Source organism: Paraburkholderia sp. BL23I1N1, from assembly GCF_003610295.1.
Lineage (GTDB): Bacteria > Pseudomonadota > Gammaproteobacteria > Burkholderiales > Burkholderiaceae > Paraburkholderia.
In genome coordinates this window covers 2,115,406-2,142,042 of sequence record NZ_RAPV01000001.1, presented here as the reverse complement: position 1 = coordinate 2,142,042, position 26,637 = coordinate 2,115,406, and the positions used below count along the sequence as shown (strand labels likewise).

Genomic DNA, 26,637 nt, shown 5'->3' with positions numbered 1-26,637 from the left:
TTTAAATCAATCGGTTGACGACGCTTTGTGAGACATCAAGCGAACTCTGTCACCGTTCCAACTCAGGATTATATTCTTTTAAAATCAAAGAACTGCGATTAATTCTTCAAGTTTCTTCTGAATTCGCGCGATGCTCTGCGAGGAGTCAATGATAGCGAACCGGTATGGCGCTTCTTCTGCGCGGCGCAGATATTCGGTGCGGGTGCGATTGAAAAATGCCTCCGACTCGCTTTCGAACCGATCCGGATCGCGCGCGGCGCTGCGCCGTTCGCTGGCGATTTCCGGCGCGAGATCGAACAACACCGTCAGGTCCGGCTGAAAACCGCCCTGCACCCAGCGTTCGAGCGTTTCCAGCTTGTCGCGCGGCAGGCCACGGCCGCCGCCCTGGTAGGCGAAGGTCGCGTCGGTGAAACGATCGGACAGCACCCAGTCGCCGCGCGCAAGCGCCGGTTCGATCACTTCGGCCAGATGCTGGCGGCGCAGCGCGAACATCAGCAACGCCTCGGTTTCGAGGTCCATTTTCTGATGCAGCACGATCTCGCGAATCTGTTCGCCGAGCGAGGTGCCGCCCGGCTCCCGCGTCATGACGACCGAGCGGCCGGTGCTTGCGACTTTCTCTTCGAGGCGTTCGCGAAACCAGCCCAGGTGGGTGGTTTTGCCGGCACCGTCGATGCCCTCAAACGTGATGAATTTGCCCCGCGCCATCATTGCCCTCGAATGTATTTGTCCACGGCCTTGTTGTGATCGCCGAGGGTGTCAGAAAAGATACTGCTGCCGTCACCGCGCGATACGAAGTACAGCGCGGTGGATTGCGCCGGGTTCATCGCCGCCTGCAGCGATGCGACCCCGGGCAGCGAAATGGGCGTTGGCGGAAGCCCCATCCGGGTGTAGGTATTGTAGGGAGTGTCGGTCTGCAGATCCTTCTTCCTGATGCGGCCGGTGTAACTGTCGCCCATGCCGTAGATCACGGTCGGGTCGGTTTGCAGCGGCATGCCCACACGCAGACGGTTCGCGAATACGGCCGCCACCATGGGCCGGTCCGATTTCTTGCCGGTTTCCTTTTCGATGATCGATGCCATTGTGAGCGCGTCGTACGGGGTCTTGTACGGCAGATTCGGCGCACGGGCAGTCCATGCTTCGTCGAGTCGCACGCGCATCAGCCGGTACGCGCGGCGGTAGATGTCCAGATCGCTGGTGTCCTTGTCGAACAGATAGGTGTCCGGGAAAAACAGCCCCTCGCCATTGCCGATCGACGCTTCCGGCGCGTTGATCGCGTTCATCAGATCGGTGTCGCTCATGCCCGCCGTGTCGTGCTTGAGCGCCGGATTGGCGTCCAGTTCGGCGCGCATGCGCTTGAAGGTCCACCCTTCGATGATGGTCGCCACGTATTCGTTGACATCGCCGCGGGCGATTTTCTGCAGCACTTCGTACGGCGTGATGCCCGTCTTGAACTCGTAGTTGCCGGATTTCAGATCGCTTTGCAGCCCGAGCAGCCGCGTCATGATCACGAACAGTTCAGGCTCCACCGGCACGCCGCCGCGGTTGAGCTGCAGCGTGACGCTGCGCAAACTGCTGTGCGGTTTGACGGTGACATCGAGTTGCGCGGGGGTCAAATCGAGTGGGCTGGTGGCCCAGTGATATCCGCCTGCGATTGTGGCTGCGGCCAGCACAACGACGATTGAGCCGGCGACGAAACATTTCTTCAGAAGGGACATGCGAAACGAGGCTGGGTTGGACCTCATATAATACTTGTTTGCCTTAGCTAAAGTCAGAATTGACTGTTCTCGGAATCCATGAACACACCGCTCGCTACCGCTTCAGGCACGCCTTCAGTGACGCCCAACGTGACTTCTTCCGCAGGCCCGGCCACGGCGCAGGCCTCCGCGCCCGTCGGACTGCCTACGCTGCCGCGCCCTGCCGCTGACGAATTCGACGCTGTTATCCGGCAAGGCGCCTACATGCCGCTCACGCAGTTCGGCGTGATCGACGCGACTGGCGACGACGCGGCGAGCTTCCTGCACGGCCAGTTGACCAACGACACGCAGCATCTCGACGCCGCCAATGCGCGCCTTGCGGGCTACTGCTCGGCCAAGGGCCGGCTGCTGGCGTCGATGCTGACGTGGCGCACGGGCGAGACGATCCGCCTGCTGGTGTCGAAAGACCTTCAGGCCGCCGTGCAGAAGCGGCTGTCCATGTTCGTCCTGCGCGCCAAGGCCAAACTCGTGGACGCGAGCGGCGAACTGGCGGTGGTGGGCCTCGCGGGCGATGTGCGCAAAGCGCTTTCCGGCGTGTTCGATGCGCTGCCCGACGGCGTGCATGTACAGGTGGACGGCACGGCCGGTTCGCTGATTCGTGTTCCCGACGCGCTCGATCGGCTGCGCTATCTGTGGATCGGCCCGAAGGCCTCGATCGAAGCGCGCCTGCCCTTACTCGATGACAAGCTCAAGCGCGTGTCGCCGGCGGTATGGGACTGGCTCGACATTCGCGCGGGCGAGCCGCGCATCACGCAACCTGTAGTCGAGCAATTCGTGCCGCAAATGGTCAATTTCGACGTGCTCGGCGCGGTCAATTTCCGCAAAGGCTGCTATCCGGGTCAGGAAGTGGTGGCGCGCAGCCAGTATCGCGGCACGATCAAGCGGCGCACCTCGCTTGCCAACGTGACGGGGGAACTGGAGGCCGTCAAGGCAGGCGCCGAACTGTTCCACTCGGCCGATCCGGGCCAGCCGTGCGGCATGGTGGTGAATGCGGCGTCGGCGCCTGAAGGTGGCGTCGATGTGCTGGTGGAGATCAAGCTGGCGGCGCTCGAAGGCGGCACGGTGCATCTGGGCGCGGCGGACGGTCCGGCGCTGACATTCCTGGCGTTGCCGTATGGGTTGCCGACCGAGGTTTAAACACACCGCGGCTCCACAAAAACATCATCTTGCGGCCAGAAATTGATATACTTTCACTCGCGTATATCATTCCCTGAGAGGGCATTATGGTGGTCTCCAAGTGGGGTAATAGTCTTGCGATCCGGCTACCTGCTGCGGTGGTCGACGCGCTCGAATTGCACGAAGGTGACGATATTGAAGTAGTTGTCGCTAGCGCTCGCGTTTTCGAGTTGAAGAAGAAACCTGGCCGCGAAGATTTCCTCGCGCGTTTGCGCGATTTTCGCGGCAAGCTCCCCGCCGACTTCACGTTCGATCGGAACGATGCAAATGAGTGAAGTGAAGGCATTTATCGACAGCAACGTATTGCTCTACCTGCTATCGGCGGATGCTGCAAAGGCCGACCGCGCCGAAGCGACAATCCGCGCCGGAGGGCGTATCAGCGTACAGGTACTCAACGAAATAGCGAACGTAGCGCGGAGAAAGCTCAGTATGTCGTGGCCTGATGTTAACGAGGTGCTCACGCTCATCCGCTCGCTATGCCGTACCGACCCGCTGACGGTTGAAATCCACGAGCGCGGCAGGCTGGTTGCCGAACGTTACGGTCTGAGCATATACGACGCGATGATCGTGGCCGCGGCGCTGGTTGCTGGATGCGAGACGCTCTATTCCGAAGATATGCAGGACGGCCTGGTGATCGAGCGGCAGGTAAGATCCGCAATCCATTCGCGGCCCGGTCGGTGCCTGCACTCTAACCGCCCCCACCGGGAGACATCCACCCGATGTGCCTGATCGTCTTCGACTGGCGACCCGACGCGGTCGACGGACCGCTCTTCACACTTGCCGCGAATCGCGACGAATTCTTCCGTCGCACTGCCGAGCCGATCAGCTGGTGGCATGACGCGCCGACCGTGCTGGCCGGCCGCGATCTGCTGGGCGGCGGCACGTGGCTCGGCATGTCGCGCGACGGCCGCTTTGCCGCGCTGACCAATTACCGCGCACCGCATGAAATGCGCGCCGATGCGCCGACCCGCGGCACGCTCGTGAGCGACTGGCTCAGTGGTTCCGCAAGCGGCGCGGACAATGGCTCAGGCAACAACTCAGGCAGCAGCCGGCACGAAACGCCGCTAGACTACCTGCAACACGTCGCGCGAACCGGCGACATCTACAACGGCTTCAATCTGCTCGTCGGCGACTGGACGCGCCGCGAGCTGGGCTGGTATTGCAACCGGTCGAACACCGCGCCCACGCTGCTCGCACCCGGCACGCACGGGATTTCGAACGCGCTGCTCGATACCGCCTGGCCGAAGCTGGTCAAAAAGCGCGCGGAACTGGGCGCCATGCTTACGCGCGATGCAATGCCGCCGCTCGAACGCCTGATCGATCTGATGCGCGATCCGCACCTCGCACGTGATGGCGAATTGCCGTCCACCGGCATTCCGCTCGAACGGGAGCGGGCGCTGTCGGCGGCGTTTATCGAAACGCCGGAGTACGGCACACGCGGCACGACCGCGGTGCGCGTGGTCGCGCATGGCGAGATCATCAGCGTGGCGGCCGCCGAGCGCAGCGACGACAATGGCTCGCACCGGATCGTGCGGCCCGGTGACTTTGAGCGAAGCTTTGCGTTCAACGTTGAACGCGAGATGGCCTGACGCGCTGCGAACGGCGGTAACTACTCAACGCCAAACGCCGCCCGCAATGCCGCGGCGGCATCCGCATGCGCCTGCGCGACGTCAGGCACGAAGCCGCCCATCTTGAAGAACTCGTGAATCATGCCTGCGTAGCGTTTCAGGGTGACCCGATTGCCCGCCGCGCGCAATTTTTCCGCGTACGCATCGCCCTCGTCGCTTAAAGGATCGTATTCAGCGGTCGCGATCCACGCCGGCGCGAGCCCGCTGAAATCGGGCGCGCCGCGCGTACCGTCGAGCGGTGCGAAACGCCAGTCGTCGCGGTCGCCCTTATCGCGCACGTATTGTTCGAAGAACCATTGAATCGTGTCGCCCGACAGCAGGAAGCCGTCGGCAAGGCGCGAGTGCGAATCGGTTTGCTGATGGCCCGTGGCGCCCGGATAGATCAACAATTGCAGCACGAGCTTTATGTCGACGTCGCGTGCCTGAACTGCGCACACCGTTGCCAGCGTGCCGCCCGCGCTATCGCCGCCGACGGCCAGCCGCCCGGCGTCGACGCCGTATTCCGCGGCATGCGTGTGCAGCCAGGTCAACGCATCGAATGCGTCTTCAGCGGCGGTGGGAAATTTGTACTCGGGGGCGAGCCGGTAATCGACCGACAACACCGTGCACTTCCCGTCGCGCGCGAACATCCGGCACAACGCATCGTGCGTATCGACACTGCCGACCGTGAAACCGCCGCCGTGGTAGTACACCAGCGCCGGCGCGGGCTCGGCCCAGCTCGGCTCGACAGGCTGATAAAGACGTGCGCGAATCGTCGCGCCGTCGCGCGTCGGCACGCGCTGGTCCTCGACCGAGAACATGGGCGCGCTCGCGATCTCCAGAATTGGCGCGCTTTTTTCGTAAGACGCGCGTGCCTGTTGCGGAGTCAACTCATGAAGTTGCGGGCGCTTCGCGCGCGCGATCATGTCGAGCACCTGCTCGATCTTCGGATTCAGCGGCATTGGGCGTCGGATGGCGTGTGGTCGCCGAAGATTAGTGGGTCAGAAAATGGCTACCGCGCGCGCCTAACTCGCGTTCTTCACTTCGGGCTTCAGCGACATCGGATCGGTCGGGTTGCGCAACTGCTCGATATCCTCGTGGCGCAGCTTCACCGTCGCCATGATGCCCGGATGCGTGATGATGTAAAACCGCCGAGCCGCGATCGCTTCGAACGTGATATCGGCGACGTCGGTCGCCGTCAGCTTGCCCGATTGCACCGCGCGTTGCAGTTGCTTGCCGGCGGCGATCTGCGAGCGGGTCGGTCCGCAATCGTTGCGCAGTTCCGCGGGCCGCGCGCGTTCCGCGTCGGCGATGCCGGTCGGCACGAAGGCCGGGCACAACAGCGAACAGCCGACCTCGCCACCATTCGCCGATTGTTCCGTTAGTGCCGGTTTGCCCGCCTGCGCGAGTTGCAGGTCGTGATAGAGCGTCTCGGTGAGCGACACGACGGCGTGCTTCGAGGCGTTATAGATGCCCATCGCGGGCGGCGACAGCAAGCCCGCCACCGAAGCCGTGTTGACGATATGCGCGGGTTCGTTCTGCCGCAGCATGATTGGCGTGAAGGCGCGCACACCGTGCGCGACGCCCATCACGTTGACGTTGAACACCCACGCCCAGTCGTTCGCCGAGCTTTCCCAAAGGAAGCCGCCGGAGCCTACGCCCGCGTTGTTGAACAGAAGATGCACCTTGCCGAAAGCGTCGAGTGCCGCTTGCGCGAGCGCTTCCACCTGCGCGGCATCGGACACGTCCGTCGGCACGCCGATTGCCTCGGCGCCGCCGGCGCGCAATGCGTCGACGGTTTGCGCGAGTGCTTGGGGATTCACGTCAGCTAGCACGAGCTTCATGCCGAGCGACGCGCCCTTCTCCGCGAACGCCCGGCCGAAACCGCTTGCCGCCCCGGTGATCACCGCCACCTTGCCTGCGAATTCAAACATCGTTTCTCTCCTGGGTTTATCGGCTCAGGTTTATTGGCAGACAGACGGCCATCGGCACGGACCAAGCGGGCTCGTGCCGATCGCCACCGCGCTCAGATCAGTTTGACGAGCTGCTTGCCGAAGTTCTTGCCCTTCAGGAGACCCATAAACGCCTCGGGCGCCGCATCGAGCCCTTCTGCGATGGTCTCGCGATAGTGCAGCTTCTTCTGCGCGACCAGCGTGCCGAGTTGTTTGAGCGCTTCGGGCCACACGTCCATGTGCTCGCTGACGATAAAGCCCTGCACCAGCAGCCGTTGCGTGAGCATCAGCGACGGGTGCTTGAGCGGCAGCGGCTGACCGTCGTAGCCCGCGATAAATCCGCACAACGCGATGCGGCCGAATGCGTTCATCCGCGCGAGCGTCACGTCGAGCACTTCGCCGCCGACGTTCTCGAAGTAGCCGTCGACACCGTCCGGCGTCACCGCTTTGAGCTCCTGATACAGATTGCCGGCCTTGTAGTCGACGCAGGCGTCAAAGCCGAGCGTCTCGACCACGTAGCGGCACTTTTCCGCCCCACCCGCGATACCGACTGCACGCGCGCCGGCCAGCTTGGCCAGTTGCCCAACCACCCCGCCCACGGCTCCACTCGCAGCGCTGACCACCACCGTCTCGCCCGCTTCCGGCGCAATGATCCGGTTCAGGCCATACCAGGCCGTCACGCCGGGCATGCCGACCGGGCCAAGATAGGCCGACAGCGGCACGTGCGTATCGTCGACTTTCTGCACGCCCGCACCGTTCGAGACGCCGTACTCCTGCCAGCCGAACATCGCGACGACCTTGTCGCCCACCGCGAATTTCGGATTCTTCGACTCCACCACTTCGCCCACCGTGCCGCCGATCATCACTTCGTTCAGCGGCTGTGGCGCCGCATACGACTTGCTGTCGTTCATGCGGCCGCGCATGTACGGATCGAGCGACAAAAAGTGATTGCGCACACGGAACTCGCCGTCGGCAAGCGGCGCAAGCGGGGTTTCGACGAGCCTGAAGTTGTCCGGCGTAACAGCGCCTTGCGGACGCGAAGCCAGCACGAGTTGACGGTTGATCTGGGGCATGACGATCGTCTCCATGGGTTACCGATGTAATCGGCGAGTAATTCGAACGAACGGTAACGGTGTCTGCAACAACGGGATCGGCGCGCGCGGTGCTCAATGCGCGCCATCCATCATGCGATTAGCCGTCGCTTGGACCGGGTTTCGCCGAAGGATCGCTGCGCAGACGCTGTTGCGTCACGTCGCGACCCACGGCGAGACGCCGCATATATTTGAAGGTGCCGAGCGCCTTGGCAACGAAGTGGCCTTCGCTATCGCGGATCTCGCCTTCGCAATAGGCCATGGTGGTCGAGCGGTGCAGCACGCGGCCGGTGGCGCGCAATTCACCGCGGCCGGGCTGCATAAAGTTGACCTTCATCTCGACAGTGACCACGCCGATGCCGTCGCCGGCCAGACTGCGCGCGGCCATCGCAAGCGCGACGTCGGCGAGCGTCATGGTCACTCCGCCATGCGCGACATCCCACGTGTTCATGTGATCGGGCCGAAGCGGCAACACGATTTCGCTGGCGCCGTCGCCAACCGACACGAGTTGCGCGCCGAGCCGGTCGACGAAGGGGCTTTCGGGCAACGACGCGCTGCCCGTTTTAGATGAGCGTGAATCGGTCATGGCTGATTTCAGATTTCGTAGTCGACACATTCACGCGATTCGCGCACCGCACCGACGAAGCCCTTCAGCGCCGTGTGCGTCGGATGGACCTGGTAGGCGTCGAGCGCGGCTTTGTCGGCGAAGTCCGAAACCAGCACGACGTGGTAGGTCGATTCGAGTCCCGACGCCGCGATGCCGACGTCGAACTTGAGCATGCCGGGAACGATGTCGCGGCAGCCTTCGAGTTTCGCCTTCAGCTTCAGGGCGTTTTCATCACGCGAGGCACCTTCTGCGTGTTCTTTAAGCTTCCACATCACAATATGACGGATCACGGGATCACCTTGTTCGATTCGTTGAGCGCAACAAGAAATCATAACTGCTATGGCGTTCACGCATGCGCCACCATCCGTGCCGCCAGGCGCCCTAACCTGCGCACCGCTTCGTCGGCCTGATCGAGATCCGTACTCGGACAACTCAGACGAATGAAATGATCGAAGCGCCCCGCGTTCGAAAACACCGTACCCGGCATCACACGGATGCCTTCACTCAAAGCCGCATCGAAAAACGCCGACGACGACACGTCGCGCGGCAGCTCCATCCAGAAGAACATGCCGCCGCCCGGTGGCGTGAAGCGTGTTCCGTCCGGAAACGATGCGGCGATCGCCGTGGCCATTCGTTCGCGCTGAATCCGCAGACGGTCGCGCAAACGCCGCAGATGCCGTTCATACGCATTCGTTTCCAGAAATTCGGCGAGCACGACTTGCGACAACTGCTCGTTATGGCGCGACTGCGCGAACTTCAGCATGCCGATGCGCGGATGCCAGCGTCCGCCGTTGATCCAGCCGACCCGCATGCCGGGCGCAAGCGTTTTGTTGAACGACGTGCAATGGATCACTGTGCCGTCGGCGTCCCAGGCCTTCAACGATCTGGGCGGCTGAGCGGAGTCGGCGAGTTCGCGGTAGGGGTCGTCTTCGATCAACGGAATACCGGCTCGCGCGCACAGTTCGACGAGCCGCGCCTTGTGTGCGTCCGGCATGACACTGCCGAGCGGGTTCTGCAGATTTGGCACCACCACCACGGCCTTGATGTCGGGATGCGTTTGCAGCGCGAATGCCAGCGCCTCGATGGCGATGCCCGTGGTCGGGCTGGCCGGGATTTCGAGCGCCCGCAGGCCGAGACTTTCGAGCGCCTGCAGCAAACCGAAGAAGCACGGCGATTCCACTGCCACCGTGTCGCCCGGCTGCGTGACGGCACGCAAGGCCAGGTTGACGGCTTCGATGCCGCCGTGGGTCATGATCACATCGTCCGCGCCGATCTGGATGCCGGCGTCGAGCGCGCGACGCGCAATGATCGCGCGCAGTTCGGGGTCGCCCTGATCGGGTCCGGCCGCGGTCAGCAAGGTCGGCCGTCGGCGCAACGCGCGCAGCGCGGCCTTCTGCAAGGCCTCGGTGGGATAAAGATCGGGCGATGCGGTCGCGCCGCCGAGATTCAGGGCGTCCGGATAGCGCTGGAATTTCGACACGATTGCCGAGATTGTCGAATGGATGCCGACGAATTGCGCGGCGCCGGGCGCGGCCGCGAGGTCGGGTTCGGTTGCGGCCGGCAACGTAGCCGTCTGCCGGGCGCGCACGAAGTAACCGGCGCGTGGCCTGGCGTCGATCAACGCGTCGCGTTCCAGGGTGCGATAGCTCTCGGTAGCCGTCGCGAGGCTGACGCCGTGCCGCTGCATGAACGCGCGCATCGACGGCATGCGGTCGCCGGGACGCAGCACGCCGTTGTCGATGGCACGGCGGTATTGGTCGGCTAGTTGTCGGTAGAGGGGGCGGCCATCCGTGCGCCGGCCATCCGGGGGGTGGCCATCCGTGGGGACGCCAATCGGCGATACACGGTCCGGGCGCAGGCCCATGGCCGGCGTTGGCGGCGACAGGCTGACCGGCGTCCCGGCCACAGGCGGCACTTCCGCGCGGTCCACAAGCGGTTCATCTGGCGTAAGGATCGTAGCGTTCATGATCCGATGGTGCGGATAGTTCGGACGTAGCGACAGATACACATCGGCTTGATTCCAACCGATACAGCATGCTCAAACACCACGTTGTACCGGTTCACATTGTCCTTTGTTGCGCCTGTTTTCACGTAGACGAAGTCAATAAGCTGTGTGGCATGAAAACGGTTTAAAGGAAACGGTCATGCCCATCGTGCCCATCGCTCAACCTCGTACCGGTTCGCCTCGCGATACCACCACCTCGCACGTTGCGGCCGGTCAGACGGCCGCACACGATCTGCGTGCACGAACCTCGATCGTGGCCGTCGAAGGCGATCTGCGACTCCACTTCCGCGATCATTCTCTGGCGTGGCTCGGCGACACCGTCCCGGTCACGTCAGTCACACTGCCCGAAGGCGAATGCTATGTCACAGCACAGCGCGGCGTTGTGTCGATCAGCGCAGCGCATGCGCAATCTGCCGTGTTCATCGTCCAGCCATGCCGGGCCGAAAACGAACGACACGGTTTCATCAGCCAGGCCGTGCGCGATCTGACGAGCCTCGTCAAAACGCGGCTGCGGCGCGCCACTTAAAACGTCTCTACTGCCACGGAACCGCCCGCTACAATGCATGCAACCCGCTTCCTTCGAGGTGCCGGTCATGTCCTTCTTTCGCGCACTGCTGTCCCGCCGTCCCACCCGGTTCGCGACCCTCGCCGTCGTCACGCTGACGCTCAACGGCTGCGCCGGTCTGTTCGGCGGCGACCCTTTGCGCGTGAACGTGGCCGGCATCGAGCCAATCGACGGTCAGGGTCTGGAAATGCGTTTCAACGTCAAACTGCGTGTACAGAATCCCAATGAATCCGCGGTCAACTTCGACGGCGTGTCGCTCGCTCTCGAACTGAACGGAAAGCCGTTCGCCAGCGGCGTTAGCGATCAGAGCGGCACCGTGCCGCGCTTCGGCGAAACAGTCGTCAATGTCCCGCTGACGGTGCCCGCCTTCGCCGCGGTTCGCCAGGCTTTCGCATTCGCGGGCGCCGTGCAAGCGGGCGGCGCGCAGTCGGGACAGATTCCGTACATTCTGCGCGGCAAGCTCGCCGGCGGCCTGACAAGCACGACACGCTTCGTCGATCAAGGCACACTAAGCTTGCCGGGGCTCGGCATGGCTTTGCCCTGATACGACCCGGTCTGCATCGCCATCCGATGCGGGTGATTCATGCAGGCCACCCATGCAAGCCGGAGTCACGCAAATTAGAAACGGGTGTCGCGGATTCAATGCCTGCACGTCACATCGCACCGAACCACACGACACCCGCTCCTATTCAGGCCCGCTCTCGCGCCTGATCAAACCACTTCGAACAAGCCCGCCGCGCCCTGGCCGCCGCCGATACACATCGTCACGACGACCAGTTTCGCTCCGCGCCGCTTGCCTTCGATCAGCGCATGGCCGGTCAAACGCGCGCCGGACACACCATACGGATGGCCCACCGCAATCGCGCCGCCGTTCACGTTCAGGCGGTCGTGCGCAATGCCGAGCTTGTCGGCGCAATACAGCACCTGCACCGCGAACGCTTCGTTCAGCTCCCACAGATCGATATCCTCGACCTTCAGTCCCGCCTGCTTGAGCAGCTTCGGCACCGCAAATACCGGGCCGATGCCCATCTCGTCCGGCTCGCAACCGGCCACCGCAAAGCCGCGGAAAATGCCGAGCGGTTGCAGACCTTCGCGCTCCGCAACCTTCGCGTTCATCACGACGCACGCCGACGCACCGTCCGAGAACTGGCTCGCGTTGCCTGCGGTGACCACGCCGCCCGGCATCGCGGTGCGAATCTTCGACACGCCTTCGAGCGTCGTGTCGGCACGAATGCCTTCGTCGGCGCTAACCGTCACTTCTTTCGTGTAGAGACGCCCGGTCGCTTTGTCGGCGACGCCGGCCAGCACCGTCAGCGGCACGATCTCGTCCTTGAACTTGCCAGCTTCGAGTGCGGCCGCCGCACGCTGTTGCGAGCGCACGCCGTATTCGTCTTGACGTTCCTTCGAGATCGAATAGCGCTTCGCGACAGTCTCGGCGGTCTGCAGCATCGACCAGTAGATTTCCGGCTTGTTCTTGCTAAGCCAGCCTTCGGCCATCATGTGGCGGTTCATCTCATTCTGCACGCACGAGATCGATTCCACGCCACCCGCGACGAACACGTCGCCCTCACCGGCAATCACGCGTTGCGCAGCCAGTGCGATGGTCTGCAAACCGGACGAACAGAAGCGGTTCACCGTCATGCCCGGTACGCTGACCGGCAAACCGGCGCGCAGTGCGATCTGGCGCGCGATGTTGGCGCCCGTCGCGCCTTCCGGATTCGCACAGCCCATGATCACGTCTTCGATACGCGCCGGGTCCACCTTCGCGCGCTCGACAGCGGCCTGCGTCACATGCCCGCCAAGCGTCGCGCCGTGCGTCATGTTGAAACCGCCGCGCCATGATTTGGCAAGGCCCGTACGGGCGGTCGATACGATTACGGCGTCAGTCATGCATCTCTCCTGTGTCGACCCCAGTTGGCGCTTTAGTGCTTACTCGGGTCCCATGCCAGTTGGCTGGTCCTTCCAGATGTTGATGGTGGGCACGCCGGCGAATCGCTCAGGCGCCCCACTTCATTCATTTCGCTCACTTCACCCAAGTGGCGGCGATTCAACCGTTGAACCCACGGCCCTTCGCCGCAAGTTCCGCGATGCTCGGCGCCAATTGCCACGCATCGCCATTCGGCCGCGACGCATAGCGGCGAATCGCGCGCTCGACGTTGTAGAGGCCGACCGTATCCGCATACAGCATCGGGCCACCGCGATAGAGCGGAAAGCCGTAGCCGGTCAGATAAACCATGTCGATGTCCGACGCCTTCGACGCAATGCCTTCCTCGAGAATCTTCGCGCCTTCGTTCACGAGCGCGAACACAAGGCGCTCGACGATTTCCTCGTCGCTGATCTTGCGGCGCTCGGCGTTGGTTTCCTTCGAGAACGCGGCAATCATCTCGTCGACCACTGTCGACGGATACGCCGTACGGTCACCCGCCTTGTAGTCGTACCAGCCGCCACCGGTCTTCTGGCCGAAGCGCCCCGTCTCGCACAGACGGTCGGCGATCTTCGAGTAGTGCATGTCAGGATGTTCCTGATAGCGGCGCTTGCGGATCGCCCAGCCGATGTCGTTACCGGCCAGGTCGCTCATGCGGAACGGGCCCATCGCGAAACCGAATTTTTCGATGCCCTTGTCCACTTGAGCGGGCAACGCGCCTTCTTCGAGCATGAATAGCGCCTGACGGATGTACTGCTCGATCATCCGGTTGCCGATGAAACCGTCGCACACGCCCGAGACCACCGCGGTCTTCTTGATCTTCTTCGCGAGCTTCATGACGGTGGCGAGTACGTCTTTCGCCGTGTCCTTGCCGCGCACGACTTCAAGCAGTTTCATCACGTTGGCCGGGCTGAAGAAGTGCATGCCGACCACGTCCTGCGGACGCTTCGTGAAAGCCGCGATCTTGTCGACATCCAGCGTCGACGTGTTCGAGGCCAGGATCGCGCCCGGCTTCGCGACTTCGTCGAGACGCTTGAACACCTGCTCCTTGACGCCGAGTTCTTCGAACACCGCTTCGACGATCATGTCGGCGTTTTTCAGGTCGTCGTAAGCGAGCGTCGGCGTGATCAAAGCCATGCGCTGTTCGAGCGCTTCGGGCTTGAGCTTGCCTTTCTTGACCGTTGCTTCGTAGTTCTTGCGGATCGTCGCGACGCCACGATCCAGCGCTTCCTGTTTTGTTTCCAGCAGCGTGACCGGAATGCCCGCGTTGATGAAGTTCATCGCGATGCCGCCGCCCATCGTGCCGGCACCGATCACGGCCACCTGCTTGATGTCGCGCACCGGCGTATCGGAAGGCACGTCGGGAATCTTGCTCGCAGCGCGTTCGCCGAAGAACGCGTGACGCAACGCATGGCTTTCCGGCGTTTGCACGAGCGAAATGAAGCATTCGCGTTCGAACGCGAGGCCCTTGTCGAAACCGTTCTGCACGCCCGCTTCCACCGCGTCGATGCACTTCTGCGGCGCCGGAAAGTTCTTCGCGACTGCCGCGACACTATTGCGCGCGAACTGGATGAAACCAGCGGCATTCGGATGCTCGATCTTGCGGTCACGCACCTTCGGATGCGGGCCCGTTTTAGCGCCGACCTTGCGGGCGAACGCGAGCGCCGCTTCGGTGAGATCGCCGTCAACGACTTCGTCGAACAGGCCCGAATCGGCCAGCTTCTCCGACATCACCGGCGCACCGGAAACAATCATGTTGAGGGCGGCTTCGAGGCCGATTGCACGCGGTAGACGCTGCGTGCCGCCCGCGCCCGGCAGGATGCCGAGCTTCACTTCCGGCAGCGCTATCTGCGCGCCGGGTGCGGCGATGCGGTAATGCGCACCGAGCGCCAGTTCGAGACCGCCGCCCATGGCAACGCTATGAATCGCGGCGACAACCGGCTTGGCGCTCCCCTCGACGGTCTTGATGACCGTGGCGAGCGTCGGCTCCTGGGTGGCCTTCGGCGTGTTGAATTCGGTGATATCGGCGCCGCCCGAGAAGGCTTTGCCGGCGCCCGTCAGCACGATCGCCTTGATGGCCGGATCGTTCTGCGCGCGCTCGATTCCTTCGACGATACCGGCTCGCGTCGAGAGGCCGAGACCGTTTACCGGGGGATTGTTCAGCGTGATGACGGCCACGCCGTCATGAGTTGTGTAGTCCACTGCCATCTGCCTGCCTCCGTGCGATGAGGCGGCGCATGACGCGCCGCCCGTCCGGTTGATCGAGTCGGCTCATTGTCCGACTTTAGCTCCGATTTCCCGGGGTCAGCAGGCAGAATACACAAAAAAGCACGCTCGTTCAATTTATCGTTAGGCGGGGTTTCCCCTGGCAAGCGGCGTAAGGGGGCAATCCTTTTCGTTTTCGAGCGCGGACGGCAGCACGTGATCGCGAAAAATGTCGCGCAGCTTGAGTTTTTGCAGCTTGCCGGTGGCCGTGTGCGGGAGTTCGTTGACAAAGGCGACGTCGTCGGGAATCCACCATTTGGCGACCTTGCCGTCGTAAAACGCGAGCAGTTCTTCGCGCGTCACGTCGAAACCCGCCCGCTTGACGACCACCAGCAGCGGCCGCTCGGTCCACTTCGGATGCGCGCAGGCGATGCACGCCGCTTCGGCCACCGCCGGATGCGCGATCGCGACGTTCTCGATGTCGATCGAACTGATCCACTCGCCGCCCGACTTGATCACGTCTTTCGAGCGATCCGTGATGTGCAGGAAGCTGTCGCGGTCGATCGTGGCGACGTCGCCGGTCGGGAACCAGCCGTCCACCAGTGGCGAATCGTCCTTGCGGAAATAGCGGTCGATCACCCAGGGGCCCCGCACGTGCAGATCGCCGAACGCCACACCGTCCCACGGCAGATCGCGTCCATCTTCGCCGACGATCTTCATATCGACGCCATACAGCACATGGCCCTGTTTCTCGAGCAGCTTGCGTTGGTCCTCAAGCGGACGCTGACTCTGCTCCCACGTCAGTTTCGACAAGGTGCCGAGCGGCGACATTTCCGTCATGCCCCATGCATGGATCACCTGCACGCCGTACTCGTCCTCGAAGGCTCGCAGCATGGCTGGCGGACAGGCCGAGCCGCCGATCACCGTGCGATTGAGCGACGAAAAGCGCACCCTGGCCTCGCGAAGATAGTTGAGCAAGCCGAGCCACACGGTCGGCACGCCGGCCGAATACGTAACGCGTTCGCTTTCCATCAATTCATAGAGCGATTTGCCGTCGAGATCCTTGCCGGGAAAGACCAGCTTCGCGCCGGTCAGCGGCGCGGCGTGCGGAATGCCCCAGGCGTTCACATGGAACATCGGCACGACCGGCAGCACGGAGTCGCGCGCGGACAGGCTCATCGCATCGGGCAGTGACGCGCCGAACGCGTGCAGCACCGTGGAGCGGTGCGAATACAGCGCGCCTTTCGGGTTGCCGGTGGTGCCCGACGTATAGCAGAGGTAAGACGCCTGACGCTCGTCGATGGCCGGCCATTCGTATTGGCCGCCCTGTGCTTCGACCAAGGTTTCGTAGCTCAGCACCGGCGTTTGCATCTGCGGCAGGTGCGCTTCGTCGGCCAGTGCGATCCAGCCGCGCACTTTGGGGCACTGCGGCGCGAGCGCGTCGACGAGCGGCGCGAACGTGGTGTCGAACAGCACGTAGGCGTCGTCGGCGTGATTGATGATGTAGGCGATCTGGTCGGGAAAGAGGCGCGGATTGATGGTGTGGCACACGGCGCCGAAACCCACCGTGCCGTAATACGCTTCCAGATGCCGGTAGCCGTTCCAGGCCAGCGTGGCCACCCGCTCGCCCGGTTCGACGCCGAGCGCGATCAGTGCTTGCGCCAGCTGCTTCGCGCGCTTTTCGCAGTCGCGGTAGGTATAGCGATGCACGTCGCCTTCGATGCGTCGCGACACGATCTCGGTGTCGCCGAAATGCCGCGCGGCATGCGCGAGCAACGAGGACACGGTGAGCGGCACGTCCATCATCTGGCCAAGCAGCGGCGTCGTCATAAAGAGAGGTCTCCTCGCCTTGTTTGCGTCATTGGGGTTGCAATTCGGGACCGCTCGGCGCGCTCCGTTCGAGTCGCGCGAAATGCGCCGGTGGGTTTCTCGCGGCGTGCACTGGAACGGCGCAGGCGCGCTTCGGCAGGAGAGACGCCCGGGACGCAGGTGGCGCCGGGCTGACGGCCAGCCAGCAGTTCCGCGGGCGCGGACTTACAATATCGGTTAATCCAGAGGCGCTCAATATGTCGTTTTCCCCAAGCATTGCAGGGTTATCCGGGCCTTTGTCGGCTCTTTCCGACGCACTTACCACCTCGCCCGAAAGCGCGTTTGCGCGCCTTGGCAGCACCTTTCTGACGCGCCTGCCCGCGGCGCCGCTGAGTGCGCCGTACGTGGTCGGGTTCTCCGAAGAAACCGCCGCGCTGCTCGGTTTAGAGCCCGGGCTCCAGAATGATCCAGGCTTCGCCGAACTGTTCTCCGGCAACGCCACGCGTGAATGGCGCGCCGACGTGCTGCCGTATGCGTCGGTGTATTCAGGCCATCAGTTCGGCGTGTGGGCCGGCCAGCTCGGCGACGGCCGCGCGCTCGGTCTCGGCGAAGTCGAACACAACGGCCAACGCTTCGAGTTGCAGCTCAAAGGCGCGGGCCGCACACCCTATTCGCGCATGGGCGACGGCCGCGCGGTGCTGCGTTCGTCGATCCGCGAATATCTGTGTTCGGAAGCGATGCATCACCTCGGCATTCCGACCACGCGCGCGCTCTGCGTGATCGGCTCCGACCAGCCGGTGCGCCGCGAGGAAGTCGAAACCGCTGCGGTTGTCACGCGCGTGGCGCCGAGTTTCGTGCGCTTCGGGCACTTCGAGCATTTCTATTCGAACGATCGCGTCGATGCACTGCGCGCGCTCGCCGATCACGTGATCGAACGCTTCTATCCGCATTGCCGCGAAGCCGACGATCCGTATCTCGCGCTGCTGAATGAAGCGGTGATGTCGACGGCCGATCTGATGGTCGAATGGCAAGCCGTCGGCTTCTGCCACGGCGTGATGAATACCGACAACATGTCGATCCTCGGCCTCACGATCGATTACGGCCCGTTCGGTTTCATGGACGGCTTCGACGCCGGCTACATCTGCAACCACTCCGATTCGCAAGGCCGTTACGCGTACAAGATGCAGCCGCAGATCGCGTACTGGAACCTCTTTTGCCTCGCGCAGGGCCTGCTGCCACTACTGGGCATGCAGCACGAGGAAAGCGTGCGCGGCGACAAGGCGATCGAAGACGCGCAACGCGTGCTCGGCGGCTTCAAGGAGCGTTTCGCGCCGGCGTTGGAAAAGCGCATGCGCGCCAAGCTCGGCCTCGAAAGCGAGCGCGACTGCGATGACCTCTTGATCAACCGTTTGTTCGAAGTGATGCATGCCAACCGTGCGGATTTCACGCTGACGTTCCGCAATCTGGCGCGTATTTCCAGGCACGACGCGAGCGGCGATGCGCCGGTGCGCGATCTGTTCCTCGATCGCGCCGCGTTCGATGCATGGGTGAACGACTACCGCGCGCGCCTGTCCGAAGAATCACGCGACGATGCCGCGCGCGCCATTGCAATGAACCAGGTGAACCCCAAATTCGTACTTCGTAATCATCTGGCGGAAACGGCGATCCGCCGGGCGAAAGGGAAGGATTTCTCCGAAGTGGAACGTTTGGCCGCCGTGCTGCGCCGTCCCTTCGACGAGCAGCCGGAAAATGAAGCGTATGCGGGGCTGCCGCCGGATTGGGCCAGCTCGCTGGAAGTGAGCTGTTCTTCGTGACGTAACGTAACGTGACGTGGCATGACGTGACGAGCCCCACACAATAACCCCGAGACAGGAACCCCGACCATGAACAAACCCGACGACTCCAACACCGGCGCCCCCACCGTGCAGAAGGACGACGCCGAGTGGCGCGAGCAGCTCTCCGAGATGGAATACCAGGTGACGCGCCATGCGGCCACCGAGCGCCCCTTCACCGGCCGCTACCACGACCACTGGGACCGCGGTATCTATGACTGCGTCTGCTGCGGTACGCCGCTGTTCGAATCGGACACCAAGTTCGACGCCGGTTGCGGCTGGCCGAGCTACTTCAAGCCGATCAACGGCGAAGTGATCGCCGAGAAAACCGACCGCACGCACGGCATGCTGCGCATCGAGGTGCAGTGCAAGAACTGCGGCGCGCATCTGGGCCACGTGTTCGAAGACGGACCGGCTCCGACCGGTCTGCGTTACTGCATCAATTCGGCTGCGTTACAATTCGAGCCCAAGTAACGCAGCGCGGAGTTCGGCACCCATTGAATGATGCGCGGCCGGCGCCTGTCATCAGGCGCCCGGCGCCGTGTCCCTGTTTCTCTGACCTACTCTCCGACTCACTCTCCGAATTCCCGACCAGATAATGAAATTCCTGTTCGATCTGTTCCCGATCATCCTGTTTTTCGTCGCCTTCAAGTTGTGGGGCATTTTCACGGCGACAGCAGTGGCGATCGTAGCCACGCTGGTGCAGATCGCGTGGGTGGCATTCCGCCACCGCAAGGTCGATCCGATGCTGTGGGTGAGCCTCGGCGTCGTCACCGTGTTCGGCGGCGCGACGCTCGTGCTGCACAACGACACCTTTATCAAATGGAAGCCGACCGTGCTGTACTGGGCGTTTTCGGTCGCGCTGATCGTCTCGCAACTGGCCTTCAACAAGAACCTGATCGAAGCGATGATGGGCAAGCAGATCACGCTGCCGCACGCGATCTGGGGCAAGCTGAATATCGTCTGGGCGATTTTCTTCGTGCTGCTGGGGCTGGTTAACCTGTTCGTCGCGTACAACTACACGACCGACCAGTGGGTCAATTTCAAGCTGTTCGGCGCGACGGGGTGCCTCGTGGTGTTCATCGTCGGACAGAGTTTGTGGCTGTCGAAGTACATGAAGGAAGAATGACATGACGAGCGATGTGTTCATGCACGCCACCACCGCCGAGCGCGCCGCACTGATCGAGGCTCGCCTGACCGCGGCGCTCGCACCGGTCGCCTCGATCCAGATCACGGATGACAGCGCGCAGCACGCGGGCCACGCCGGCGCCTCCGCCGGCGGTCATTTCTCTGTCACGATTGTGGCGGCCGTATTCGCCGGGAAAGCCCGCGTGGCGCGGCATCGCATGGTGTATGATGCGCTGGCCGATGCCATGCAGCGCGGCATTCACGCCCTTGCAATCACGGCGTATACGCCCGAAGAATTCGCTTTGTTGCCCCGCTAGGAAAATTTCTGATGACCTTGAAGAAAACCCGCCTTTGGGTATTGCTGGCTGCCTTTGCGGCCGCACCTGCATTTGCACAGAACATCGCTGTCGTGAACGGTACGCCGATTCCGAAAGCGCGCGCTGACGCGCTGATCGATCAACTGGTTCATCAAGGCCAGCAAAACACGCCGCAACTACAAATGGCCGTGCGCGAAGAGCTGGTGAACCGCGAAATCCTGATGCAGGAAGCGCTGCGCCGCGGCCTGCCGAATCGTCCGGACATCAAGGCGCAAATCGCCGTCGCACAACAAACTGTCGTGCTGCGCGCACTGATCGAAGACTTCGTGAAGAACAACACGCCGACCGACGCCGAAGTCATCGCGCGCTACAACGCGCTGATCAAGGATGCGGGCGGCAAGGAATATCACCTGCACCACATCCTGGTGGACAACGAACAGCAAGCGAAGGACCTGATCGCCAAGATCAAGGCCGGCGCAAGCTTCGAAGACCTCGCCAAGCAATATTCGAAGGATCCGGGGTCGGGCAAGAATGGCGGCGACCTGGACTGGTCGGACCCGAAGGCCTACGTCCCGGAATTTGCTGACGCGGCCACGCATCTGCAGAAAGGCCAGATGACCGACACACCGGTGCATACGCAATTCGGCTGGCACATCATCCGTGTCGACGACGTGCGCGACATCACGCCGCCGCCGCTCGAACAAGTGCGCCCGCAGATCGTGCAACAGATCCAGCAGGAAAAGCTGCAGGCGTTCGAAGAAGGTCTGCGCAAGAACGCGAAGATTCAGTAAGCGTTTTTGGTCTGCTGCTTCAGAACAAAAAAAACCGCCCGAGGGCGGTTTTTTTGTTTCTGCAAGTTCTGCTGCTTTGCTTCGCTTCTGCTCAAGCACGAGCGCCGCCGCTTTGAGCGACGACGCCTGTCGCATCATCAACCCAGCCAGCGGCGTGCGTTCTGGAACACGCGCAGCCACGGGCTCGCGTCCGTGCTGCCCTCGCCCCAACCTTCCGGATGCCAGCTCATCTGCACCGCACGATGCACGCGCTCAGTGTGCGGCATCAACACGGTGAAGCGGCCATCGGGCGTCGTCACCGACGTGATGCCGTTTGGCGAACCGTTCGGGTTGAACGGATACTGCTCCGTTGCCTGACCACGGTGATCGACGAAACGCATCGCCACAGCTACCTTCGACGCATCGCCCTGCTGCGAGAAGTCCGCGTAACCCTCGCCGTGCGCGATCGCCACCGGAATGCGCGAGCCTTCCATGCCGGCGAAGAAGATCGACGGCGAAGCTTGCACTTCGACCAGCGAGAAGCGCGCTTCGAATTTCTCCGACTTGTTGCGCGTGAACTTCGGCCATGCTTCGGCGCCCGGAATCACCGAGGCAAGGCTGCTCATCATCTGACAGCCGTTGCAGATGCCGAGCGCAAACGTATCGTCGCGGCCGAAGAACTCGGCGAACATGTCGGCCAGTTGCGAGTTGAAACGGATCGCCTTCGCCCAGCCTTCACCGGCGCCCAGCGTATCGCCGTATGAGAACCCGCCGCACGCCACCGCACCGGCGAAATCCGCCAGGTTGGCGCGGCCGGCCAGCAGGTCGCTCATGTGCACGTCGTGCGCGTCGAAGCCGGCGCGGTCGAATGCATAGGCCGTTTCGAGGTGCGAGTTCACGCCCTGTTCACGCAGGATCGCAACACGCGGACGCGCGGCCTTGGCAAGGAACGGCGCGGCGACGTCTTCAGAAGGATCGAACGTGAGGATCGGCGAGATGCCCGGATCGGCAGCGTCGGAGAGAGCGTCGTATTCGGCATCGGCACACGCCGGGTTGTCGCGCAAACGCGAAATACGCCAGCTCACTTCGCTCCACGCGCGATGCAATTCGGTACGCGGCGCCTCGTAGATCTTCTTCGCGTCGCGATAGATTTCAATCGTATCGCGTTCATTGGTCTTGCCGATCACATGCGAGCATGCCGACAGGCCGTGTTCGCGCAACGCACCCAGCACCGCGTCGCGGTCCGTGGCACGCACCTGGATCACGGCACCCAGTTCTTCGTTGAAGAGCGCGCGGATCGTGCGGTCTTCACGACGGCCGCTGGTCTGCTTCGCCCAGTCTTTCGCGTCGCCGTAATCGGATTCATGATTCGGATCGAGCACCAGCATGTCGACGTTCAGCGACACGCCGACGTGACCCGCAAACGCCATTTCGCACACCGTCGCCCACAGGCCGCCGTCCGAGCGGTCGTGGTACGCGAGCAGCTTGCCGTCGCTATTGAGCGACTGGATCGCGTTGAAGAAACGCTTCAGATCTTCCGGATCGTCGACGTCCGGCACCGTATCGCCGACCTGCTGCGTGACTTGCGCGAGAATACTGCCGCCCAGACGATGCCTGGCGCGGCCAAGGTCGATCGCGATCAGCACGGAATCGCCCTCGCCACCCGTTCCGTTCGCGCGGCGCAGTTGCGGCGTGAGGTGCTGACGCACGTCTTCGACCGGCGCGAATGCCGAGATGATCAGCGAGACCGGCGCGACCACTTCCTTCGCCACGCCACGGTCTTCCCACTTGGTACGCATGGACAGCGAGTCCTTACCGACCGGAATGCTGATGCCGAGCGCCGGGCACAATTCCATGCCGATGGCCTTGACCGTGTCGTACAGCGCGGCGTCTTCGCCTGCCGCGCCGCATGCGGCCATCCAGTTTGCCGACAGCTTGAGCTTATCGAGCGACGCGATCGGCGCCGCTGCGATGTTGGTGATGGCCTCGCCGACCGCCATGCGGCCCGACGCCGGCGCGTTGATCACGGCGAGTGGCGTACGCTCGGCCATGGTCATTGCTTCGCCGCGGAAGCCCGCATAGTCCATTGTCGTGATGGCGACGTCGGCCACCGGCACTTGCCACGGGCCGACCATCTGGTCGCGCGCGGTCGTGCCGCCGACCGAGCGGTCGCCGATCGTGATCAGGAACGACTTGCTGGCAACGGTAGGATGGCGCAGCACGCTGACCGCGACTTCCGACAACGCGATGCGGGTGACGTCCACAGGTTCGAGCTTCGCTTCGACGCGCTTCACATCGCGATGCATGCGCGGCGCCTTGCCGAGCAGCACTTCCATCGGCATGTCGACCGGCTCATGCGCGACGTCGCTGTTCGATTCGGAGTCGATCACTTTCAGCTGACGCTCGGCCGTGGCCGTGCCGACTACCGCGAACGGGCAGCGCTCGCGCTCGCACATGGCTTCGAAGGCCGGCAGATCGGCCGGTGCAATCGCCAGGACGTAACGCTCCTGCGCTTCGTTCGACCAGATTTCGCGCGGCGACAACCCGCTCTCTTCCAGCTGAATCTTGCGCAGATCGAAGATCGCACCCTTGCTGGCGCCGTCCACCACTTCCGGGAACGCGTTCGACAAACCACCCGCGCCCACGTCGTGAATGCTCAGAATCGGGTTCTTCTCGCCGAGTTGCCAGCACGCGTTGATCACTTCCTGCGCACGTCGCTCGATTTCCGGATTGCCGCGCTGGACCGAATCGAAGTCGAGTTCGGCCGTGTTGGTGCCGGTCGCCATCGAGCTGGCGGCGCCGCCGCCCATGCCGATGCGCATACCCGGGCCGCCGATCTGGATCAGGAGCGAGCCTTCCGGCAGATCGTGCTTGTGCGTGTGCTGATCGGAGATATTGCCGATGCCGCCGGCGATCATGATCGGCTTGTGATAGCCGCGCACCAGACCCGCGACGTTCTGCTCATAAGCGCGGAAATAGCCACCCAGATTCGGGCGGCCAAATTCGTTGTTGAACGCGGCGCCGCCGAGCGGGCCGTCGATCATGACTTGCAGCGGCGACGCGATGCGGTCAGGACGGCCGTACGCTTCGTACTTGTCGTCCGGGTTGCGGTGCGCCAGCGGCTGCGCCGCGTCGCGGGCGTTTTCCCATGCTTCGACGCCGTCCGGCAATTCCAGATTCGACACCGTAAAGCCCGCCAGACCCGCCTTCGGACGCGCGCCGCGGCCCGTCGCGCCTTCGTCGCGGATTTCGCCGCCCGCGCCCGTCGAGGCGCCCGGGAACGGCGAGATCGCCGTTGGGTGGTTGTGCGTTTCCACCTTCATCAAGGTGTGCGTCAGTTCGACGTTGCGGCGGTAGTGCTCGGGCAATTCGCCCGTGCTGAGTTCAGCCGGAGTGCGCGGGAACCAGCGCTCCGCCACGCCGCCTGCCATGATCGCCGAGTTGTCCGAATAGGCCACGATCGTGCCCTGCGGGTTCAGTTTTTCCGTGTTACGGATCATGTTGAACAGCGAAATGTCCTGCTTCTCGCCGTCGATCGTCCATTCCGCGTTGAAGATCTTGTGACGGCAGTGTTCGCTGTTGGCCTGCGCGAACATCATCAGTTCGACGTCGGTCGGGTTGCGGCCGAGCTTCGTAAAAGCGTCGACAAGGTAGTCGATTTCGTCGTCGGCGAGCGCGAGGCCCAGTTCCGTGTTCGCCAATTCCAGCGCGCCGCGGCCGTGGCTCAATACGTCGACGGTTTGCAGCAGCTTGGCCGGCAGTTCGTCGAACAGATGCAAGGCGTGGTCACGCGAGGCCGACACGCTCTCGGTCATGCGGTCGTGCAGGGCTGCTGCGACGGCCGCGCGGGCTTCGTCCGAGAGCGCCTTCTTGCCGCCCAGCAGGCCGCTTTTCAGCGTGACCGTGTATTCGACACCGCGTTCGATGCGGCGCACCTGCGTCAAGCCGCACAGGTGGGCAATATCGGTTGCCTTGCTGGCCCACGGCGACACCGTGCCGAAGCGCGGCACCACGAGGAAGGTCTCAGCCGTGCCGCGCTCTTTGGTTTCTTCGAGCGGATCGCCGTAGTGCATCAGCGCTTCGATCTTCGCGTTATCTTCCGCGGACAGCGGAGTTTGCGCGTTGACGAAGTGAAGATACTGCCCGCGCACGCCGGTGATGTTGGCGTCGATGCGCGTAAGCGTGTCGAGCAGGCGGGTTTGGCGGAAATCGGAGAGGGCCGAAGCACCGGGGAAACACGAGAAGTGGGCCATGGACTTGACGTTGCGTCGCTAATGATGCCGATGAGTGATGCCGATGAGCCGCGCGTGAAGGCGACGTGAGGCGGAAAGGAAGTCCGGGATTATACCCCGGGAACGGGCTTCCAACGGGCCTCGCACCAGGGTTTTGGCGTGATCCGAGCGGTGGTTCGGGTGCGCCGTTGCGGCGCTTCGGCGTGGCACTCGCGTGGCGGAGCCATCCGTTTGACTGCTATCATTCGGCCTTTCACCAGATCGGCGCGAGCGGCCTGAGCAATGCCCGGGCAACGCGCCGCATGCCACGCTTAACGGGAACGCGGCGTTTCGGCGTCCCGCCGGCAAATCGAATCAGATCATGGATGTCATCGTCATTGGCGGCGGGATTGCGGGCGTCGCCACCGCTTATCAACTGCGCGCGGCAGGCCACCGGGTATGCGTCGTCGAACGCCACGCAACGGTTGCGCAAGGCGCGACTTACGGGCACGGCGGCACCGTGCTGCCGACCCCGCTCGACGTCTGGTTCGGCCCGACTTTCATGGCGAGCCGTCAGGGTGTCAAAAATGGCGTGATCAGCAAGACCGGCTTTAACGGGCCGGCACGCCAGTTCGTCAAGCAACTGGCCGCCTTGCAGGAGCCTGGGGCGTTCGGCCGCCAGTACGCGCGGCTGCGTCCGCTGATCGAAACGTCGCGTGAGGCGATGGCCGATATCGAGGCGCGCTTCGGACTGGAATTCGAACAGGCAAGCGGCCTGCTCTATCTCGTGCGTTCCGAGCAGGAATGGAAGCAGACACAAACCGCGCTCGATCTGCTGCGCCAGTATGAAGTGCCGCATCACGTGCTGACGCCGGCCGAATGCGCCGCGTACGAGCATTCCGTGCGGACCGAGCCGGAATTCGCCGGCGGCGTGCTGTTCGACCACGAGCGCACGGCCAATTGCCCGCTTTTCGCCAAATTGATCAAGCAGACCCTCGATACGCAGGGCGGCGTGCAATTCATGCTCGGCTGCGAAGTCTCGGCGATCCGCCTCGAAGGTCAGCGCGCCGCGGTGGAGCTGACGCCGCGGCCGGGCACGGCATCGCGTTCACGCGAAGTCGACGTGATCAACGCCGACGCGATTGTTGTCGCCGCGGGTTACGGCAGCCTGCCGCTGCTCGAACGTCTCGGGCTGCGGCTGCCGCTGTACCCGTTGCGTCTGCATAACCTGGTCGCGCCGATCGCGCATGAGGAATGCGCGCCGCACGTCGCGATTGTGGATGCCGTGAAGCGCATTACCGTCAGCCGCATGAATCATCGGCTGCGGGTTGCGGGCGGCGCGGTCTTGCAGAGCGCAGGTCAGATCGACAAACCGCTCGGCGAGGCGTTGACGAAGGAAGCGCTGGCGCTGCTGGGCCAGGCGACGCATGACTGGATTCCGGGCGCCGCCCGGATCTCCGCGGCCCTGCCGTGGGAAGGCGTCAAACTGCTGTCGCCGGATGGAATGCCTGTGATCGGCAATGCGCTTCACCCGCGTTTGTTCGTCAACGCCGGACATGGCCCGGCAGGCTGGGGTCTGGCATGCGGTGCGGGCAAACTGATCGCCGACCTGATCTCGGGCAAGACCCCGGACGTTCCCGCGGACACCCTGGCGGCGCTGCGCGCGGACCGGTTCTAGTAAAGG

The 26,637-nt window shown here is 63.3% G+C and carries 23 protein-coding genes and 1 pseudogene; 12 read left to right on the top strand and 12 right to left on the bottom strand.

Going from position 1 to position 26,637, the window contains the following annotated elements:
* Window positions 1-84: 84 nt before the first annotated feature.
* A complete protein-coding gene (gene tmk, locus B0G76_RS10155) occupies window positions 85-705 on the bottom strand; it encodes a dTMP kinase (protein WP_120291785.1) in 621 nt (206 codons plus the stop codon).
* Window positions 705-1,715 (bottom strand): endolytic transglycosylase MltG, encoded by a 1,011-nt coding sequence (mltG, locus tag B0G76_RS10150; protein ID WP_120291783.1) that lies wholly within the window; start codon window positions 1,713-1,715, stop codon window positions 705-707. Before mltG ends, tmk begins: the two co-directional genes overlap by 1 nt.
* Before the next feature lie 78 nt (window positions 1,716-1,793).
* Between mltG and B0G76_RS10145 the strand changes: the two genes are divergently transcribed.
* From B0G76_RS10145 to B0G76_RS10130, 4 genes and pseudogenes are all read left to right on the top strand, one after another.
* Window positions 1,794-2,891, top strand: coding sequence for a folate-binding protein YgfZ (locus B0G76_RS10145; protein WP_120291781.1), 1,098 nt, complete (start codon window positions 1,794-1,796; stop codon window positions 2,889-2,891).
* Between the two features lie 86 nt (window positions 2,892-2,977).
* Window positions 2,978-3,205 (top strand): AbrB/MazE/SpoVT family DNA-binding domain-containing protein, encoded by a 228-nt coding sequence (locus B0G76_RS10140; protein WP_120291779.1) that lies wholly within the window; start codon window positions 2,978-2,980, stop codon window positions 3,203-3,205.
* Window positions 3,198-3,622: pseudogene (locus B0G76_RS10135) on the top strand (PIN domain-containing protein). Before B0G76_RS10140 ends, B0G76_RS10135 begins: the two are co-directional and overlap by 8 nt.
* A gap of 27 nt (window positions 3,623-3,649) precedes the next feature.
* Window positions 3,650-4,519: an NRDE family protein gene (locus B0G76_RS10130; RefSeq protein ID WP_120291775.1), complete on the top strand. Its 870-nt coding sequence runs from the start codon at window positions 3,650-3,652 to the stop codon at window positions 4,517-4,519.
* 20 nt (window positions 4,520-4,539) lie between these two features.
* Here B0G76_RS10130 and B0G76_RS10125 read toward each other — a convergent pair whose 3' ends face one another.
* From B0G76_RS10125 to B0G76_RS10100, 6 genes are all read right to left on the bottom strand, one after another.
* On the bottom strand, window positions 4,540-5,499 hold the full coding sequence (locus B0G76_RS10125) for an alpha/beta hydrolase (protein ID WP_120291774.1): 960 nt from the start codon (window positions 5,497-5,499) through the stop codon (window positions 4,540-4,542).
* 63 nt (window positions 5,500-5,562) lie between these two features.
* The gene (locus B0G76_RS10120; RefSeq protein ID WP_120291772.1) at window positions 5,563-6,471 is read right to left on the bottom strand and encodes an SDR family oxidoreductase; all 909 of its coding nucleotides are present in this window, start codon (window positions 6,469-6,471) and stop codon (window positions 5,563-5,565) included.
* 92 nt (window positions 6,472-6,563) lie between these two features.
* The gene (locus B0G76_RS10115) at window positions 6,564-7,562 is read right to left on the bottom strand and encodes an NADP-dependent oxidoreductase (protein ID WP_120296286.1); all 999 of its coding nucleotides are present in this window, start codon (window positions 7,560-7,562) and stop codon (window positions 6,564-6,566) included.
* A gap of 118 nt (window positions 7,563-7,680) precedes the next feature.
* On the bottom strand, window positions 7,681-8,166 hold the full coding sequence (locus B0G76_RS10110) for a PaaI family thioesterase (RefSeq protein WP_120291770.1): 486 nt from the start codon (window positions 8,164-8,166) through the stop codon (window positions 7,681-7,683).
* A gap of 8 nt (window positions 8,167-8,174) precedes the next feature.
* The gene (locus B0G76_RS10105; protein ID WP_120291768.1) at window positions 8,175-8,477 is read right to left on the bottom strand and encodes a Dabb family protein; all 303 of its coding nucleotides are present in this window, start codon (window positions 8,475-8,477) and stop codon (window positions 8,175-8,177) included.
* 56 nt (window positions 8,478-8,533) lie between these two features.
* Window positions 8,534-10,153: a PLP-dependent aminotransferase family protein gene (locus tag B0G76_RS10100; protein WP_259460536.1), complete on the bottom strand. Its 1,620-nt coding sequence runs from the start codon at window positions 10,151-10,153 to the stop codon at window positions 8,534-8,536.
* A gap of 178 nt (window positions 10,154-10,331) precedes the next feature.
* On the opposite strand from B0G76_RS10100, the gene B0G76_RS10095 reads away from it, so the two are divergent.
* Both B0G76_RS10095 and B0G76_RS10090 read left to right on the top strand, forming a co-directional pair.
* The gene (locus tag B0G76_RS10095) at window positions 10,332-10,718 is read left to right on the top strand and encodes a hypothetical protein (RefSeq protein WP_259460535.1); all 387 of its coding nucleotides are present in this window, start codon (window positions 10,332-10,334) and stop codon (window positions 10,716-10,718) included.
* Window positions 10,719-10,785: 67 nt separating this feature from the next.
* Entirely contained in the window at window positions 10,786-11,301 is a 516-nt protein-coding gene (locus B0G76_RS10090) for an LEA type 2 family protein (protein ID WP_120296283.1), read from the top strand.
* 167 nt (window positions 11,302-11,468) lie between these two features.
* Here the strand turns inward: B0G76_RS10090 and B0G76_RS10085 are convergent, their stop codons facing one another.
* The 3 genes from B0G76_RS10085 to B0G76_RS10075 form a co-directional block, all read right to left on the bottom strand.
* Window positions 11,469-12,647: an acetyl-CoA C-acyltransferase gene (locus B0G76_RS10085; RefSeq protein WP_120291766.1), complete on the bottom strand. Its 1,179-nt coding sequence runs from the start codon at window positions 12,645-12,647 to the stop codon at window positions 11,469-11,471.
* A gap of 157 nt (window positions 12,648-12,804) precedes the next feature.
* Window positions 12,805-14,889, bottom strand: coding sequence for a 3-hydroxyacyl-CoA dehydrogenase NAD-binding domain-containing protein (locus tag B0G76_RS10080; RefSeq protein WP_120291764.1), 2,085 nt, complete (start codon window positions 14,887-14,889; stop codon window positions 12,805-12,807).
* Between the two features lie 141 nt (window positions 14,890-15,030).
* Window positions 15,031-16,716, bottom strand: a complete 1,686-nt coding sequence (locus B0G76_RS10075) for a 3-(methylthio)propionyl-CoA ligase (RefSeq protein WP_120291762.1) — start codon at window positions 16,714-16,716, stop codon at window positions 15,031-15,033.
* Between the two features lie 236 nt (window positions 16,717-16,952).
* Between B0G76_RS10075 and B0G76_RS10070 the strand changes: the two genes are divergently transcribed.
* The 5 genes from B0G76_RS10070 (at window position 16,953) to B0G76_RS10050 (ending at window position 20,763) form a co-directional block, all read left to right on the top strand.
* A complete protein-coding gene (locus B0G76_RS10070; protein WP_120291760.1) occupies window positions 16,953-18,509 on the top strand; it encodes a YdiU family protein in 1,557 nt (518 codons plus the stop codon).
* 69 nt (window positions 18,510-18,578) lie between these two features.
* Entirely contained in the window at window positions 18,579-19,001 is a 423-nt protein-coding gene (gene msrB / locus B0G76_RS10065) for a peptide-methionine (R)-S-oxide reductase MsrB (RefSeq protein WP_120291758.1), read from the top strand.
* Between the two features lie 124 nt (window positions 19,002-19,125).
* Window positions 19,126-19,656 carry a septation protein A gene (locus tag B0G76_RS10060; RefSeq protein WP_120291756.1) on the top strand — a complete coding sequence of 177 codons (531 nt, stop codon included), beginning with the start codon at window positions 19,126-19,128 and terminating at the stop codon, window positions 19,654-19,656.
* A gap of 1 nt (window position 19,657) precedes the next feature.
* On the top strand, window positions 19,658-19,972 hold the full coding sequence (locus B0G76_RS10055; protein WP_120291754.1) for a BolA family transcriptional regulator: 315 nt from the start codon (window positions 19,658-19,660) through the stop codon (window positions 19,970-19,972).
* A gap of 11 nt (window positions 19,973-19,983) precedes the next feature.
* Window positions 19,984-20,763: a peptidylprolyl isomerase gene (locus B0G76_RS10050; RefSeq protein ID WP_120291752.1), complete on the top strand. Its 780-nt coding sequence runs from the start codon at window positions 19,984-19,986 to the stop codon at window positions 20,761-20,763.
* 137 nt (window positions 20,764-20,900) lie between these two features.
* Here the strand turns inward: B0G76_RS10050 and purL are convergent, their stop codons facing one another.
* A complete protein-coding gene (gene purL, locus B0G76_RS10045; RefSeq protein ID WP_120291750.1) occupies window positions 20,901-24,995 on the bottom strand; it encodes a phosphoribosylformylglycinamidine synthase in 4,095 nt (1,364 codons plus the stop codon).
* 340 nt (window positions 24,996-25,335) lie between these two features.
* On the opposite strand from purL, the gene B0G76_RS10040 reads away from it, so the two are divergent.
* Window positions 25,336-26,631 carry an FAD-dependent oxidoreductase gene (locus B0G76_RS10040; protein WP_120291748.1) on the top strand — a complete coding sequence of 432 codons (1,296 nt, stop codon included), beginning with the start codon at window positions 25,336-25,338 and terminating at the stop codon, window positions 26,629-26,631.
* Window positions 26,632-26,637 lie beyond the last annotated feature (6 nt).